Annotated in this window: 14 protein-coding genes; 6 read left to right on the top strand and 8 right to left on the bottom strand. The window is 68.7% G+C overall.

Annotated features, from left to right (window positions below):
- Positions 1-3: 3 nt before the first annotated feature.
- A complete protein-coding gene (locus M2157_RS03750; protein WP_348541827.1) occupies positions 4-735 on the bottom strand; it encodes an SDR family oxidoreductase in 732 nt (243 codons plus the stop codon).
- A 444-nt stretch (positions 736-1,179) separates the two neighbouring features.
- On the opposite strand from M2157_RS03750, the gene M2157_RS03755 reads away from it, so the two are divergent.
- The gene (locus M2157_RS03755) at positions 1,180-2,388 is read left to right on the top strand and encodes an IS110 family transposase (RefSeq protein WP_280864096.1); all 1,209 of its coding nucleotides are present in this window, start codon (positions 1,180-1,182) and stop codon (positions 2,386-2,388) included.
- Positions 2,389-2,436: 48 nt separating this feature from the next.
- On the opposite strand, the gene M2157_RS03760 is transcribed toward M2157_RS03755, so the two are convergent.
- The 4 genes from M2157_RS03760 to M2157_RS03775 form a co-directional block, all read right to left on the bottom strand.
- Positions 2,437-3,369, bottom strand: a complete 933-nt coding sequence (locus tag M2157_RS03760; protein WP_280860347.1) for an alkaline phosphatase family protein — start codon at positions 3,367-3,369, stop codon at positions 2,437-2,439.
- Between the two features lie 103 nt (positions 3,370-3,472).
- Positions 3,473-4,342: a carbohydrate ABC transporter permease gene (locus M2157_RS03765; RefSeq protein ID WP_280864410.1), complete on the bottom strand. Its 870-nt coding sequence runs from the start codon at positions 4,340-4,342 to the stop codon at positions 3,473-3,475.
- The gene (locus M2157_RS03770; protein WP_280868159.1) at positions 4,339-5,223 is read right to left on the bottom strand and encodes a sugar ABC transporter permease; all 885 of its coding nucleotides are present in this window, start codon (positions 5,221-5,223) and stop codon (positions 4,339-4,341) included. The genes M2157_RS03765 and M2157_RS03770 overlap by 4 nt, the downstream gene beginning before the upstream one ends.
- 124 nt (positions 5,224-5,347) lie before the next feature.
- A complete protein-coding gene (locus M2157_RS03775) occupies positions 5,348-6,628 on the bottom strand; it encodes an extracellular solute-binding protein (protein ID WP_280864411.1) in 1,281 nt (426 codons plus the stop codon).
- Positions 6,629-6,993: 365 nt separating this feature from the next.
- On the opposite strand from M2157_RS03775, the gene M2157_RS03780 reads away from it, so the two are divergent.
- Both M2157_RS03780 and M2157_RS03785 read left to right on the top strand, forming a co-directional pair.
- Positions 6,994-7,746 carry a DeoR/GlpR family DNA-binding transcription regulator gene (locus tag M2157_RS03780; RefSeq protein WP_280864412.1) on the top strand — a complete coding sequence of 251 codons (753 nt, stop codon included), beginning with the start codon at positions 6,994-6,996 and terminating at the stop codon, positions 7,744-7,746.
- On the top strand, positions 7,743-9,104 hold the full coding sequence (locus M2157_RS03785) for a 6-phospho-beta-glucosidase (RefSeq protein WP_280860351.1): 1,362 nt from the start codon (positions 7,743-7,745) through the stop codon (positions 9,102-9,104). The genes M2157_RS03780 and M2157_RS03785 overlap by 4 nt, the downstream gene beginning before the upstream one ends.
- A gap of 41 nt (positions 9,105-9,145) precedes the next feature.
- On the opposite strand, the gene M2157_RS03790 is transcribed toward M2157_RS03785, so the two are convergent.
- On the bottom strand, positions 9,146-10,009 hold the full coding sequence (locus M2157_RS03790; protein ID WP_280864413.1) for an NAD(P)H-binding protein: 864 nt from the start codon (positions 10,007-10,009) through the stop codon (positions 9,146-9,148).
- A 160-nt stretch (positions 10,010-10,169) separates the two neighbouring features.
- Between M2157_RS03790 and M2157_RS03795 the strand changes: the two genes are divergently transcribed.
- Complete coding sequence (locus M2157_RS03795) at positions 10,170-10,856, top strand: TetR/AcrR family transcriptional regulator (RefSeq protein WP_280860353.1); 687 nt, start codon at positions 10,170-10,172, stop codon at positions 10,854-10,856.
- A gap of 49 nt (positions 10,857-10,905) precedes the next feature.
- On the opposite strand, the gene M2157_RS03800 is transcribed toward M2157_RS03795, so the two are convergent.
- Entirely contained in the window at positions 10,906-11,496 is a 591-nt protein-coding gene (locus M2157_RS03800) for a DUF2889 domain-containing protein (protein ID WP_280864414.1), read from the bottom strand.
- The gene (locus tag M2157_RS03805; protein WP_280860356.1) at positions 11,493-12,332 is read right to left on the bottom strand and encodes an enoyl-CoA hydratase-related protein; all 840 of its coding nucleotides are present in this window, start codon (positions 12,330-12,332) and stop codon (positions 11,493-11,495) included. The genes M2157_RS03800 and M2157_RS03805 overlap by 4 nt, the downstream gene beginning before the upstream one ends.
- A gap of 172 nt (positions 12,333-12,504) precedes the next feature.
- Here M2157_RS03805 and M2157_RS03810 point away from each other — a divergent pair, with 172 nt between their 5' ends.
- Positions 12,505-13,308: an FCD domain-containing protein gene (locus tag M2157_RS03810; RefSeq protein ID WP_280860357.1), complete on the top strand. Its 804-nt coding sequence runs from the start codon at positions 12,505-12,507 to the stop codon at positions 13,306-13,308.
- Between the two features lie 112 nt (positions 13,309-13,420).
- Positions 13,421-14,602, top strand: coding sequence for an amidohydrolase family protein (locus M2157_RS03815; RefSeq protein ID WP_280860358.1), 1,182 nt, complete (start codon positions 13,421-13,423; stop codon positions 14,600-14,602).
- Positions 14,603-14,631 lie beyond the last annotated feature (29 nt).

Genomic DNA, 14,631 nt, shown 5'->3' on the forward strand with positions numbered 1-14,631 from the left:
ACGTCAGGCGACCGTGAACCCGCCGTCGACCGGGAGGACTGTGCCCGTCACGTAGTCGGCGCCGATGAGGTAAGCGATCGCGTTCGCGACATCGCCGGGCCGTCCGATCCGCTTGGCGGGCAGATCCGCCGCCACGGCGCTGAACTGGGCCGCACGCTGTTCCTCCGACAGGAACGACCACCAGGGAGTGTCGACGGCCCCGGGGGCCACGGCGTTGATCCGCACCGGCGCCAGTTCGGCGGCCAGCGGGGACACGATCCGCTCGATCGCCCCGTTGACCGCGGCGAGCGCCACGCTGCCGGGCAGGGCGGCCCTCGCGGTGGCTGCGGAGATCATCGTGACCGAGCCAGTGACGTCGGCCTGCTGGATCGCATACAGGTACGAAAAGAGCTTGCCGTCGAAGGCACCCCTGATGCCGGCCAGGCTCACATCCGCGAGCGGCCCGAGCCCGAGCGCGCCCGGACTGAATGCCAGCACGAGATGGTCGATGGCGCCGATCCGCTCGAAGAACTCCGTCACGTCCGATTCCGAGGCACCGTCGATCTGTTCGGCACCGGCCACCCGGTCCTTGGCTGCCGCCAGCTTCTCGGGGTCCCGTCCGGTCACGATCACCTCGGCGCCGCCAGCCGTCAGTCTCTCGGCTGTCGCGAGGCCGATCCCAGACGTCCCACCCATGATCACAACGCGCATCCTGTGCGCCTCCGGTTCCGTAGGTCTGAGTTGTGCTTGCCCCATCAGCCTCGGGAATGCGGAGACAGCGATCCAGATACGCCTGATGCTGGTGGTCCGGCCACCCCCATTGCCTTCTTCGTGGCTTCGCCCGGTGCTCAAGCCCCAAATCAGCGGTCCGTCGATGCCTCCGGGCCCGGTGACACCCTCCGGATCACGAACAGGGGGCGCCGGTCGCGACGCCCCCCGTTATGTTCTTCGCGGTTCCGCAATGGGACCGCTGGCCTCCGGGCCCGGCATGACTGTTCCCCCCTGTCGCAGGGATGACCTGGGGGGTGGTGTCACCGGGTCCGCGGGGTGCCGTTGGAGACGCTGATGAGAGGTCCGACTACCGCCCGGCCTGGCGCAATGCCCGGCTGCTTGCGGGCGGCAGGTCTGCATAACGTGGATGCGCGCATACGACACCGAAGCCCTGGCCAGCACCACACGAACCCTGCTCGGGAGGATGGGTTGGACGACATCGACGACGTGGGCGTCTTCCTCGGCCTGGACGTCGGCAAGACCGCTCACCACGGGCACGGGCTGACCCCGGCCGGCAAGAAGGTCTTCGACAAACAGCTGCCCAACAGCGAGCCCAAGTTGCGGGCCGTGTTCGACAAGCTGGCCGCGAAGTTCGGCACCGTCCTGGTCATCGTGGACCAGCCCGCCTCGATCGGCGCCCTGCCCCTGACGGTCGCCCGGGACGCCGGCTGCAAGGTCGCCTACCTGCCCGGCCTGTCGATGCGGCGGATCGCCGATCTCTACCCGGGCGAGGCGAAGACCGACGCGAAGGACGCCGCAGTGATCGCGGACGCCGCCCGCACCATGCCGCACACCCTGCGCTCGCTGGAACTGACCGATGAGATCACCGCCGAACTCACGGTCCTGGTGGGCTTCGACCAGGACCTGGCGGCCGAGGCCACCCGCACCTCCAACCGAATACGCGGCCTGCTCACCCAGTTCCACCCCAGCTTGGAACGCGTACTCGGGCCCCGCCTGGACCACAGCGCCGTGACCTGGCTGCTGGAACGCTACGGATCCCCGGCCGCACTGCGAAAGGCCGGTCGCCGCAAGCTCGTTGAGGTGATCCGGCCCAAGGCCCCGCGCATGGCCCAGCGCCTGATCGACGAGGTCTTCGACGCACTCGGCGAACAGACCGTCGTCGTCCCCGGCACCGGCACCCTCGACACCGTGATCCCGTCCTTGGCCCGCTCCCTCGCCGCCGTCCACGAACAACGCCGGGCCCTGGAAGCCCAGATCAAAACCCTCCTGGAGGATCACCCTCTTTCGAAGGTCCTGACCTCGATGCCGGGGGTCGCGGTCAGGACCGCTGCCGTGCTGCTGGTCACCGTCGGCGACGGCACCAGCTTCCCCACCGCCGCCCACCTCGCCTCCTACGCCGGCCTGGCACCGGCCACCAGATCCTCCGGGACCTCGATCCACGGCGAACATGCACCCAGAAGCGGAAACCGGCAGCTCAAACGGGCCATGTTCCTCTCCGCCTTCGCCGCCCTGCACGATCCCGCCTCCCGCACCTACTACGACAAATGCCGGGCCCGCGGAAAGACCCATACGCAGGCCCTTCTCCGCCTGGCCCGTCACCGCATCAGCGTGCTGTTCGCCATGCTCCGCGACGGCACCTTCTACGAGCCCCGCACCCCCGAAACCGCCCCCGCATGACCCACTCAGCATTGACGAAGAACATAGAGGCACCCCCCCCGACATGGATCAGGAGCCCTGGCAGGGCCTGGGCAGGATGTGGCCTTGGAGGCCCCAGGCGGGGTCGATGGGGACGCCGAGACGGTCCAGGACGGTCGGGGCCAGGTCGATGAGGCGCGGGGCGTCGAGCAGGGTGCCGCCGGGCATCCCGGGCTCGGCGAGGATGACGAAGACCTCGCGCTCGGCACGGGTGTCACCGCCGTGGCCACCGGTGTCGAGGTGGCCGTGGTCCGTGGTGACGAGCACTGTCCAGTGCTCGTCGGCGCGGTCGGGGTGGGAGCGTCGGGAGTCGATCGCTTCCAACAGCCGTCCGAGGTGGGCGTCCTGGGTGAGGAGGGCGTTGTCGTAGGCGGGGCTGAGGGAGCCCGTGGCATGGCCGGCTTCGTCGGCGGCGCCGAAGTACACGAACACGGCGTCCGGGTCGCCGTGCGTGAGCCAGTGTGCGGCGGTGTCGGCGACGAGGCGGTCCGCGGCGTCGTAGCCCTCCGCCTCGCCGTCGTGAAGTACTCGCCGGCCGATTGCGGGGCCGAGGGTGCCTCGGTGGAACAGTTCGGGCCACGACGCCACGGCCGCGGTGCGCAGACCGGGCCGGGCGGTGACGGCGCGGCTGAGGAAGTCGGGGTAGCGGGAGTAGTCGGCGCCGGTGAAGTCATTGCCGGTCACCCCGTGACGGTCGGGCCACACCCCGGTCAGCACGCTCGACCAGCCGGGTCCGGAGTCGGTGTAGGCCATGCTGGTCGACGGCCCGTCCTCCGCCTGCCCGTCCACCTCGCCGTAGGGCAGCAGACTGGTGCCGTAGGAGCCCGCCGCCATGAGCCCCTGCAACACGGGCGCCGTGGACGGCGAACGAAGCGAGGCCGCAGGCTGAGGGAGAGTCAGCCGGTCGAAGCGCACCCCGTCCAGGCCCACCACAAGCACCTTGCCGCGCTGCACGCCGTCCACCCTCTCCTCCTTGCCGGCCGCCCCGGCACATCGACATCCGTCATTCCTCACCTCTCTCGGTGCCGAGGCGCCGCCTCCTCGCAGGCCGGGGCCGACAACGGCTTCAGCTGCCCTGCACGGCACCTTCCGTCGCGCCCGCGATGAAGCCTCGGGCGAAGATCGAGAAGACGACGAGCATCGGGACGGATGCCATGAGCACACCGGCCATCACCATGCTGTAGTCGGTGTTGTGGGCGACGTTGAGCTGGGCGAGCGCCACCTGAAGGGTGACGTGGCCGGGCTTGGTGAGCACGACGAGCGGCCAGATGTAGTCGTTCCAGGCGTTGACGAAGGCGTAGATGGCGAGGAAGGACAGCCCCGGCTTGATCATGGGCAGCGTGATGTTCCAGTACTGCCGGAAGAACCCGGCGCCGTCGATGCGGGCGGCGTCGAGAAGTTCGTCGGGCACGCCGCTCTGGATGTACTGGCGCAGCCAGAAGATGCCGAAGGCGTTGGCGAGAGAGGGCGGGACGAGTGCGCTGAGCGTGCCGACCCAGCCGATCTTGGAGACGAGGATGAACTGCGGAAGGATGCCCAGCTGCAACGGCAGCATCATGAACCCCAGCAGCGCGGCGAAGAGCACCCTGCGTCCGGGGAAGTCGAACTTGGCGAAGGCGAAAGCGGCCAGGGAGTCGACGAACAGCACCAGGAGGGTGGTGACGGACGCGACGACGATGGTGTTGAGCATCGACCCGAAGAAGTCGATGGTCTTGAGCATGTGCCGGATGTTCTCCAGCAGGTGGGAGCCGAAGGTCAGCTTCGGCGGACTCTTGTAGATGTCCTGGGTGGTGTTGGTCGCCATGATGATCGTCCACACGAACGGGAAGACCGAGATCAGGACAGCCACGATGAGGAAGACGTGCGCGCTCAGGCCCCTGGGGCGTCGGGACCGCCTCGTGCTCACCTGATCCGGCGTCGTGCCCACTGCCGTCATGCCTTCCTCCCTCGTTGCACGAGGCGCCAGTTGATGAGGACCAGCACGATGATCAGTACGAAGAAGGCCCACACGATGGCCGCGCCGTAGCCGTAGTCGTTGTTGACGAAGGCCGACTGGTAGAAGTACAGCAGCGTGGTCAGGCCCGCCTGGCCGGGACCGCCGAGGCTGGGGTTGGCGGCCTCGCTGGCGAAGAGGATCTGGGGTTCGCTGAAGCTCTGCAGGCCGTTGATGGTCGAGATGATGACGGTGAACAGGATGATGGGCCGCATGATCGGCATGGTGATCTGGAGGAAGGTACGGACGGGGCCGGCGCCGTCCAGCTTGGCCGCCTCGTAGATCTCCTTCGGGATGGTCTGGAGCCCGGCCAGGTAGATGATCATGTTGTAGCCGGTCCACATCCAGGTCATCAGCAGCGCGATGACCAGTTTGATCAGCCACGGGTTGCTCAGCCACGGGACGGGTGAGATGCCGACCGTGTCCAGGATCGCGTTGACCAGGCCGAAGTTGTTGCTGAAGACCGCGCCGAAGAAGATCGCCACGGCGACGATCGAGGTGACGTTCGGCACGTAGAGGGCGATGCGGTAGAAGCCCTTGAAGCGGCGCACCGAATGCAGCAGCGTCGCCAGTACCAGGGCACCGACGAGCGTGGGCACGGTGGAGAGGACCCAGATCACCAGGGTGTTGCGGATCGACAGCCAGAAGACGGGGTCCTTCCACAGGAACCGGAACTCCTGCAGCCCCACGAAGTGCATGTCGCCGATGCCGTCCCAGCGCTGGAAGGCCAGATACAGCGAGTAGAGGACCGGGAAGAACGAGAAGGCGAGGAAGACCAGGTAGAAGGGCGAGATCGCCAGGTACTGCCGCCAGTGGGACAGCACCCCGCGACGCCTGACCCGTACGGCGCCCGGGGGCGGGGTGCGTCGCGGGCGGAACCGGGTGGGGCCCGGCCCGCCGCGGTGCTTGGGCACCGCGGCGGGTCCGGTGACCGGAGGTGAGGACATGTCAGCTCACTCCCTGCCGCTGGCCGATCTGCTTGGCCTGGCTGACCGCGTCCTTCCAGGCGTCGTCGGGCTTCTTGCCCTTGGCCTCGATGTTGGTCAGCTCGGTCAGGTAGGGGGCCATGACGGCGGCGTCGGCGGGCGCTTCGTAGCTGGCCGGGATGGCCTCGGCGGCCGGCCCGAAGACCTCGATGATCTTCTGCCCGCCGAAGAAGGCGTCCGGACCCGTCATGGCCGGCATCGCGTAAGCGGCCGGACAGGCCGGGAAGATGGCGGCGTCGGTGAAGCCTCGGGCGTCGTTGGCCGGGTTGAGGATCCAGCTGATGATCTTGAATGCCTCTTCGGGGTTGCGGCACTGCTTGGGCAGGGCCAGGTAGGAGCCGCCCTGGTTGGCCGGTCCTCCGGGGTTCGGGCTGACATGCCACTTGCCCTTGGTGTTGGGGGCTGCCTGCTCGATGTCCAACGCGTGCCAGGCCGCGCCGAGTTCGGTGGTGAGGGTGCCCTTGCTGAGGGCGGCGTTGTGGGTGTTGTCGTTGATCTTTCCGTCGAGGCCGAGCTGGTAGGGGCGGACGGAGAGATCCCAGGCGGCGCGTATGTGGTCCTGGTCGCCGATGAAGTGGTTGTTCTCGTCGATGAACCGCTTGGTGCCCTGACCGACCGCGATGTTGAACACCGAGCCGAGGTTGTTGATCAGGTAGGTGCCGGGCAACGCCTTCTTCAGCTCGGCGCCGAGCGCGTAGTAGTCGTCCCAGGTCTTGGTCGCGGCGGCGACCTTGGCGGGGTCGGAGGGCAGCCCGGCCTTGTCGAACAGGTCCGCGCGGTAGTAGAGCGCGGTGGGACCGATATCGATCGGGAAACCGATCTGCTTGCCGTCGGTGGTCTGGGCGAGCTTGGTCTTCCAGTCCAGGTACTGGGAGGAGAGCTTCTTGAAGCCCAGGTCGTTCAGGTCCAGGAAGCGGCTGCCATTGGGCAGGAAGGAGGCGATGTCCTCCCCCTTGATGCCGGTGATGTCAGGCACGGCCGCGCCCGCCGCGAGGGTGGTGGTGAGCTTCTGCTTGAAGTCGCCGCCGATGGAGTTGGTGGTCAGCTTGACCTGGCCGCTGAAGTGCGTCTTGGCTTCGGCGACCACCTTGTCGCTGAGCGCGCCTCCCCAGTACCAGAGGGTCAGGTCCTTGCCGTCCTTGCTGCCGCTCGATCCTGAACTGCCGCCGCATGCTGCGGTGGCGCCGGCCGCGGCGGCCGTCAGGGCGGCGGCCTGAAGGAATCGTCTGCGGGAAAGATCCACGATCTTCTCCTAGTTCTGGGCGGGGTCTGCGCATCGGCCATATCCGGTATGTCCGACAGGGCCTGTGAGTCGTGAGCCGTGGAGGGGTGTGACGGGAGGGCCGGGTGGCTGAAGAGCATCGGCGTGGTGGGAACCCTTCAGCCACCCGGGGCGTGTGAGCTGGTCCTCTCAGACGGTGCCGACGCGTCCATGGCGGCGGGATACGCCGTTCATCCGCTTCGGCCGACCGGAGTGGGGTCCGGACCTCGCTTGAATTACGCAAGAGAGTGCACCCGATGCGCGACTTTGACAAGGGTCAAGCGAGTATCGAGACATTCATGCGTGACTTTGCTTGAGTTTGAAGAGTTCACGAGTATGGTCAGCGCATGCTCCCTGACCGAAGACATCAGCTGATCCTTCGCGCCCTGCGCGCGGACGGGCCCATCTCGGTGGTCGCCCTGGCCGAGAAGGTCGGGGCGAGTCAGGCCACCATCCGTCGTGACCTCGTACAACTGGAGGACGAGGGACTGCTCAAGCGGGTCTACGGCGGCGCCGCCCCCATGGTGGGCGAGGACGACCCGTTCGCCGACGTGGCCGGAGTCCGTGTCGAGGCGAAGGACGCGCTCGCCGTCTGGTGCGCGGACCTCGTCAGGGACGGCGAGACCGTGCTCCTCGACATCGGCACCACGGCCCACCGGGTGGCCCGCCACCTGCACGGCCGGTCCCTGACCGTGATCACCAGCAACCTCGCCGTCTACGAGGAGCTCCAGGACGACAAGGACATCCAGCTGATCCTGCTGGGCGGCGTGGTCCGACGCGACTACCGCTCGCTGGTGGGCTTCCTCACCGAGGACAACCTGCGGCAGGTCCACGCCGACCGGTTGTTCCTCGGCACCAGCGGGGTCCGCCCCGACGGACAGGTGCTGGACACCACCGCCGTCGAGGTGCCCGTCAAGCGGGCGATGATCGCCGCCAGTGCCCAGGTGGTCCTGCTGGCGGACGCGGGCAAGTTCCCCGGCACCGGAATGGCCCGGGTGTGCGGTCCCGAGGAACTCGACGTCGTGGTGACCAACGCCCCGGTGGAGGAGAAGACCGGTAGCCGTCTGCGCGAGGCCGGAGTCGAGGTGGTCGAGGTATGAGACTGACGATCCTGGGGGGCGGCGGCTTCCGCGTCCCCCTGGTCTACCGGGCCCTGCTCGGCGACCGCGGCGAAGGACGCGTCACCGACGTGACCCTGTACGACCTGGACGCCTCACGGCTGACGACCATCGCCAAGGTCCTCGCCGACCAGGCTGCCGGGCACCCCGATCCACCGAGGGTCACCGTCACCACCGACCTGGACGAGGCGGTCACCGGGGCCGACTTCGTGTTCTCCGCCATCCGGGTCGGCGGACTCGCAGGCCGTGCGGCGGACGAGCGGATCGCCCTGGAGGAAGGCGTGCTGGGCCAGGAGACCGTCGGCGCGGGCGGCATCTCCTACGGGCTGCGCACCATCCCGGTGGCCCTGGAGATCGCCCGTCGGATCGCCGCCCTGGCGCCCGATGCCTGGGTCATCAACTTCACCAACCCCGCAGGCATGGTCACCGAGGCCATGACCGCCCTCCTCGGCGACCGCGTCATCGGGATCTGCGACTCCCCGGTGGGTCTGGGCCGCCGCGTGGCCGGGGCGCTCGGCGTCGACCCGGCGCGCACCAGCCTGGACTACGTGGGTCTGAACCACCTGGGCTGGCTGTGCGGCCTGTACGCCGACGGCCGGAACCTGCTGCCGTCCCTGTTCGGGAACGAGGCCGCCCTGACCTCCTTCGAGGAGGGCAAGCTCTTCGGCGCCGACCTGCTGCGCACACTCGGCGCGCTGCCCAACGAGTACCTGCACTACTACTACTTCCACCGCGAGTCGGTCGGCACCGCGCGGGCCGCCGAGCACACCCGGGGCGCCTTCCTCCACACGCAACAGCAGCGCTTCTACGACCTGCTGGACACCGCGGGCGACGGCCCGACCGCGCCCCGGGCCGCCTGGAACGCCTGGGACGCCACCCGGCTGGAGCGCGAGACCACCTACATGGCGGAGAACCGCGACGCCGTCGGCATGGGCGAACGGGACTCGTGCGACCTGGAATCCGGCGGCTATGAGCAGGTGGCCCTCGCACTCATGCGGGCCATCGCCCGGGACGAGCGGACCACGCTCATCCTCAACGTCCGGGGCCGCGGCCGGATCCCCGCCCTGGACGACGACGCCGTCATCGAGGTCCCCTGCCATGTGGACGCCAACGGCGCACGCCCCATCGCCGGCTCGCCGCTGCCCGACCACGGCCAGGGCCTGGTGTGCGCCGTCAAGGCGGTCGAACGCGCGGTGATCCACGCCGCGACCACCGCGGAACGCGCCCACGCGGTCAAGGCCCTGACCATCCACCCGCTGATCGACTCGTACACGGTCGCGAAACGCCTGCTGGACGCGTACCAGCGACATTTCCCGGAGCTTGCCTACCTGGGGCGTTAGTGCTCTGACCGGGAACCGTCGCCGGTCAGAGGCTGGTCGGTTCACCGGGAGCGCGCGGCGGCCTCCAAGACCTCATGGACGGTCTTCGCGGGGTGACCGATGGTGGCTTCCAGCGTCGGGTTGGTGGCGTTGAACTCGCCATTGCGCGATGCCGCGAACATCGTCAGGGCGAACTCCGCAGCGGGCCGCGGCATCCCGTCGGCGACCACTGCGGATATCCACTCGTTGTCGTCCATGACGACTCGGGTGATGGTCCGGCCGGTGATGCGGCTGAGGATCTCGGCAACGTCGGCGAAGTCCAGCGTGTGGGGGGCTGTCAGCGGCGGCGTGATCCCTTCGAGTACACCGTCCTCGGTCAGTGCGGAGACCGCGGCTTCTGCCAGGTCCTCGTGGGCCGTCCAGGACACCGGGCCATCCTGCGGCACGGCGAGCGTGCCGGTCGCCAGCGCCGCGCCGAGGTAGGGGCCCAAGGCGGAGGCGTAGAACCCGTTGCGAAGGGCGGTGTAGGGAACTGCCTGGTGCTGGAGGTGCTCCTCGGTAGCCGCGTGGACCTTCTGCGGCGGGAAGAGCGACGTGGGAGAGGCGGCCTGGTGGCTGGTGTAGAGGATGCGTCGGGCACCCGCTTCCCGTGCCGCGTCGATGGCGGCGCGGTTGGCAGTCAACGCGCCGCCGCCTCGAATGGCCGCGGAGACGACCAGGACGCGCTCGGCACCTTCGAAGGCGTGCTTGAGACTGTCGGGTTCGGTGAAGTCTCCCGCTCGGACTCGGACGCCGCGCTCGGCAAGGTCGGCGGCCTTGCTCACGTCGCGCACACTGACGGCGATCCTGTCGGCCGGTACCCGCTCCAGCAGGCGGTGGACGATCAGCGAGCCGAGGTGGCCGGTGGCTCCCGTGACGATCAGCATCGGTTGCTCCAGTCTGAAAACGTTTCCAACGGAACTGAAATAACGGTATCACCGATACTTCCGTTGGACGCGGCCGTACTCTTCATGCAGGTCATTCGGGATGAGCTGGCGATAACAGCGATAACATCACCCGTCACACGCGAGCGATACCATCGTCTCCATGACACCCAACACGCAGCGGCGAGACATCACCCGGGACCGCATCGTGAAGGCTGCGGCCGGCCTGCTGCGCGACCAGGGTCCGGCCGCGGTGACCACACGCCGCGTGGCGCACGAGGCCGGGCTGCAGCCTCCTGCTCTCTACCGCTTCTTCCAGGACAAGGACGACCTGCTGGATGTCGCCGCGGAACATGTCTTCGCCGAACATGTGGCGAGCAAGCAGACCACCGCGCCCTCGGACGACCCCGTGGAAGACCTCCGCGCCGGATGGAACACGCAGATCAGCTTCGGCCTGGCCAACCCGTACGTCTACGGCCTGTTGCTCGACCCGGCCCGTGCACGCAACACCCCGGCACAGGTCAAGGGCGTGTTGATCCTTGCCGAGCGTGTGCACAGGATCGCCGCCGCCGGGCGGCTCCGGGTGAGCGAGGAACGCGCCGTCAACCTCATCCGCTCGGCGGGGATCGGAACCGTCCACACCCTGCTGACCCTGCCACCGGAGCAGAGCGACCCGCACCTGGCCGACGCCGCCTTCGACGCGATCGCTCGCGCCATCCTCGTGGATGAGCCCGCTGTCCCCACCCGGGACCCGGCGGCCGTCGTCGCGGCCTTCCGCACCCTCCTGCCGGAGCTGCCCAGTCTCAGCAAGGCCGAGGTCGCGCTCCTCGACGAGTGGCTGCAACGCTGATCCAGCCCCGCGCCGCCCGAGAGGATGCAGGCGTCGGACGGCAACGCATTCAGGCGCCGGACGCCCCCGGTCCCCGTTCCTCGAAGGCCCTGAGCGGCGGTACCGGACGCGGGCCGGTCCCCGGGACCCAGCCCGCGTCCAGCTTGCGCAGGCCCACGCCGTCCGGCGCCCAGACGTGGCAGCTGTTCAGCACGCCCGCCGTGGAGCGCGGGCCCTGGGACCGCTCACCGGCGTACCGCAGGCCCGCGTTCGCCGAGATGGCCGCCTGCACCACCGCGGGGCCCAAGGCGCGGGCCAGCTCATGCAGGTGCGAGCAGCCGGACACCCCACGGAACCGTTCCTGGATGGCCCGGTTGTATCCGGCGGCGACGCTGAGCCCGACCAGTCCGTCGAACACCGGGGTGATCAACGGGCACTCGGCGTGCGGGAAGGTCCGCATGTCCGCGTCGGCGTGCACGACGACCATGCCGGCGAGCCGCACCCGGACCGCGAGCGCCATCCGGTGGACGACGTCGGCCGGCGGCTCCGCCCAGGGGCGCACGTCGCTCAGTTCCGCCTCGACCGAGATCTCGTCGCCGCCCTCCGCGTACGCGGTGACGGTGATCGTGCGGCGGTGCAGCGGGAGTTCGGGGCGTGTCATGACGACGCCTCCTGCGGAAGCGCCGGGGCCACGGCCGGAGTCTCCCCCAGCCCCGCGAACTCCGGCTGCCTGCGTTCGATGAAGCTGAGCACGCCCTCGCGGTAGTCCGGGGCACGTTTCGCCGTGGCCAGGAGAGCGGCCGCGTGATCGCGGCTCTCGGTGAAGGTCCTCGCCTGGTCGTCGGCGAGCTGCCGCTTGATCAGGGACATCGCGTACGGGCTGGCCGACCGGGCCAGTTCGGTCGCGTACGCGAGCGCCGCCGGGAGCAGGTCCTGGGGTTCGACCAGGCGGTTGACCAGCCCCATGGCCAGGGCCTCCGTCCCGGTGATCCGACGTGAGGACAGCAGCAGGTCGGCGGCGTTGCCGTAGCCGATCAGCCGGGGCAGGATCCAGGACACGCCGTCCTCGGCCACCAGCCCCCGCGCGCTGAACGCGGCGGCGAACTTGGCGTGCGGCACGGCGAACCGGACGTCGCACATCAGCGCCTGGTTGAACCCGATGCCGGCGCAGGCGCCGTTGACGGCCGCCACCACGGGCTTCGGGAAGGACATCGGGCGGCTGCGCGGGGGCAGCTGGTCCGTCGGCCATGGACGGGCGCCCGACGAGGCGGCGTCCAGGACGCTCATGTCCATTCCCGGGCAGAAGCTGCGCCCGGCGCCGGTGAGCACCACGGCACGCACCCGTGGATCCTGCTCCGCCCGGTCGAACAGCTCGTTGTAGAGCAGCTCCATCTCCAGCGTCCAGGCGTTGTGCCGTTCGGGCCGGTTCAGGGTGAACAGCATGACCCCGTCGTCGGTGAGCTCGGTGAGGATCACCGGGGCTGGGTTCTCGGTCATCGAGGTCACTCCCACGGGGTCCGTTGGCTGGCTTTATAGATAGATGAATCATCTATATACCAACAGCCGCCAGGGCACCAGATCAGGTGACGCAAAGAGACGATCACTCACGCCTTGACCTGGTACCCTCGATGCACTAAGACGATTCATTTAGCTATACGAGGAGCCCACCGTGGCCGAGGCAGCCCGCACCGCAGAAACGGCGACCGTGCCCGTCCCCGCCCGCAGCCGCGTCGGACGTCAGGTGCGGGTGCCGAAGACCGCCGAGCTGGTCGCCGCGCACCTGCGTCGTCAGATCGTACGGGGCGAGCTGAAGCCCGGTGACGCGCTGCCTCCGGAGTCGGGCCTGATGGAGCAGTTCGGCATCTCGCGGCCCACGCTGCGCGAGGCGTTCCGGGTGCTGGAGTCGGAGTCCCTGATCACGGTGCGCCGCGGCGCCCACGGCGGCGCCCGGGTGAGCGCTCCGGACTCGGATGTCGCCGCCCGCTTCGCCGGCCTGATCCTGGAGTACCGCGGCGCCACCCTGGGTGACATCTATCGTGCCGCGGCCCTCATCGAGCCGCCCTGCGCCCGCCAGCTCGCCACCAGGCACACGGCGGACGACATCAAGCGGCTGCGCGACGCGGTGGCGGCCGAGAAGGCCGTCCTGGACGACCCGCTCGCCCTGGTCGACGCGCAGGACGCCTTCCACGCCCTGCTGGTCGAACTCACCGGCAACCAGACCCTGATCCTGTTGTGCGGCATGCTGCGCAACATCATCGACCGGGCCAACGCCTCGTACACCGCGGGCGCGGCCGACGCCGAGGCACAGAAGACGCAGGCCCTCAAGGGACACCGGGCGCATGTGCGGATGGTCGGCCTGATCGAGTCCGGCAAGGCGGACGAGGCCGAGAAGCTGTGGCAGCGGCACATCTCCAGCGCGGACGACGTCGTGAACGCCGCGGGACCCAAGACGGTGCTCGAACTCCTCGACTGACCGGCCCCGACCTCGCTGCGGACCCGCCTCCACCTCCCCCTTGCGCTCTCTAATCAGTTAGATAATTATAGAAGGCGTACTGAATAGTTCCTGGGGCCCCGGAGGCGACGCCATGGCCGAACTGCGCAAGCGCATCTTCGACTGCGACCAGCACATGTACGAGGAGCGGGACTCCTTCACCCGCTACCTCCCGAAGGAGTTCCTCGGATCGGCGGTCGCCCCGGTGACCCTGCCGGACGGGCGGGAGGTGATCCTCGCCGGGGACCGCATCGTCGTATGCCTGGAACCGGAGTTCGGGCAGGTCTACCGTCCCGGTTCACTCAAGGAGATGCTCAAGGCGATGGCCTCGGGCAATCCCGAGGAGACGTACCAGTTCGAGCCGATGCACGAGTCGTACCAGAACCGCGAGTCCCGGCTGCGTGTCATGGACGAGCAGGGCCTGGACCAGACGATCATCTACCCGGGCGGCTGGGCACTGGTCGCCGAGGAGTACGTGAAGGGCGTGGAGCCGCTCTACGCCAACTACCACTCCTTCAACCGGTACATGAACGAGGTCTGGGGCTTCAACCACCAGGGCCGCATCTACGCCCCCGCGCTGCTGTCACTGCGCGACCTGCCCAGCGCCGTCAAGGAGCTGGAGTTCGTCCTGAACCAGGGCGCCCGCTTCATCCTGCTGCCCACCGGACCGGTGTACGGCCGCTCCCCCGGCGACCCGTACTTCGACCCGTTCTGGAAGCTGGTCAACGAGGCCAAGGCGAGCGTCTGCTACCACATCAGCGAGTTCTACTACAACTCGCAGGTGGCGCCCTCCTGGGGCTACGACCCGCACCCCATCCACTTCCGGATGTCGGCCTGGCAGTGGCAGAACACCTACGGCCAGCGCCCCGTCGAGGAGACGCTGTCCGCGCTGATCTTCGACAACCTCTTCGGCCGTTTCCCCGACATCAACGTCCTGGTGTCCGAGTTCGGGTCCGAGTGGGTGCCGCACTTCGTGCGCCACATGGACAAGAGCCGCGGCATGGGCCGCAACGGCCCCTGGATCGGCGGGCAGTTGGACGAGCGCCCCAGCCAGGTCTTCCGCAAGCACGTCCGCGTGGTGCCCTATCCCGAGGACGACATCGTGAACGTCGTCAAGCGCCTCGGCTACCACGAGTCCATCGTGATGGGCTCCGACTTCCCGCACGCGGAGGGCCTGGCCGCCCCCGGTGACTTCCGCAAGCTCATCGCCGAGCTCGACGAGTCCGCCCAGGACGACATCATGTACAACAACGCCCAGCAGTTGATCAGCCGCTGAGCGTCACGGGAGAGAAGCGAGGAGCCCGG

Origin of the sequence: Streptomyces sp. SAI-127 (assembly GCF_029894425.1) — a bacterium.
Classification (GTDB): Bacteria; Actinomycetota; Actinomycetes; order Streptomycetales; family Streptomycetaceae; genus Streptomyces.

Excerpts from the sequence above, each read along its gene's own strand:
- M2157_RS03750 (WP_348541827.1), bottom strand. The coding sequence starts at position 735 with ATGGGGCAAGCACAACTCAGACCTACGGAACCGGAGGCGCACAGGATG.
- M2157_RS03765 (WP_280864410.1), bottom strand. The coding sequence starts at position 4,342 with ATGACGGCAGTGGGCACGACGCCGGATCAGGTGAGCACGAGGCGGTCC.
- M2157_RS03780 (WP_280864412.1), top strand. The coding sequence starts at position 6,994 with ATGCTCCCTGACCGAAGACATCAGCTGATCCTTCGCGCCCTGCGCGCG.
- M2157_RS03785 (WP_280860351.1), top strand. The coding sequence starts at position 7,743 with ATGAGACTGACGATCCTGGGGGGCGGCGGCTTCCGCGTCCCCCTGGTC.
- M2157_RS03790 (WP_280864413.1), bottom strand. The coding sequence starts at position 10,009 with ATGCTGATCGTCACGGGAGCCACCGGCCACCTCGGCTCGCTGATCGTC.
- M2157_RS03795 (WP_280860353.1), top strand. The coding sequence starts at position 10,170 with ATGACACCCAACACGCAGCGGCGAGACATCACCCGGGACCGCATCGTG.
- M2157_RS03800 (WP_280864414.1), bottom strand. The coding sequence starts at position 11,496 with ATGACACGCCCCGAACTCCCGCTGCACCGCCGCACGATCACCGTCACC.
- M2157_RS03805 (WP_280860356.1), bottom strand. The coding sequence starts at position 12,332 with ATGACCGAGAACCCAGCCCCGGTGATCCTCACCGAGCTCACCGACGAC.
- M2157_RS03815 (WP_280860358.1), top strand. The coding sequence starts at position 13,421 with ATGGCCGAACTGCGCAAGCGCATCTTCGACTGCGACCAGCACATGTAC.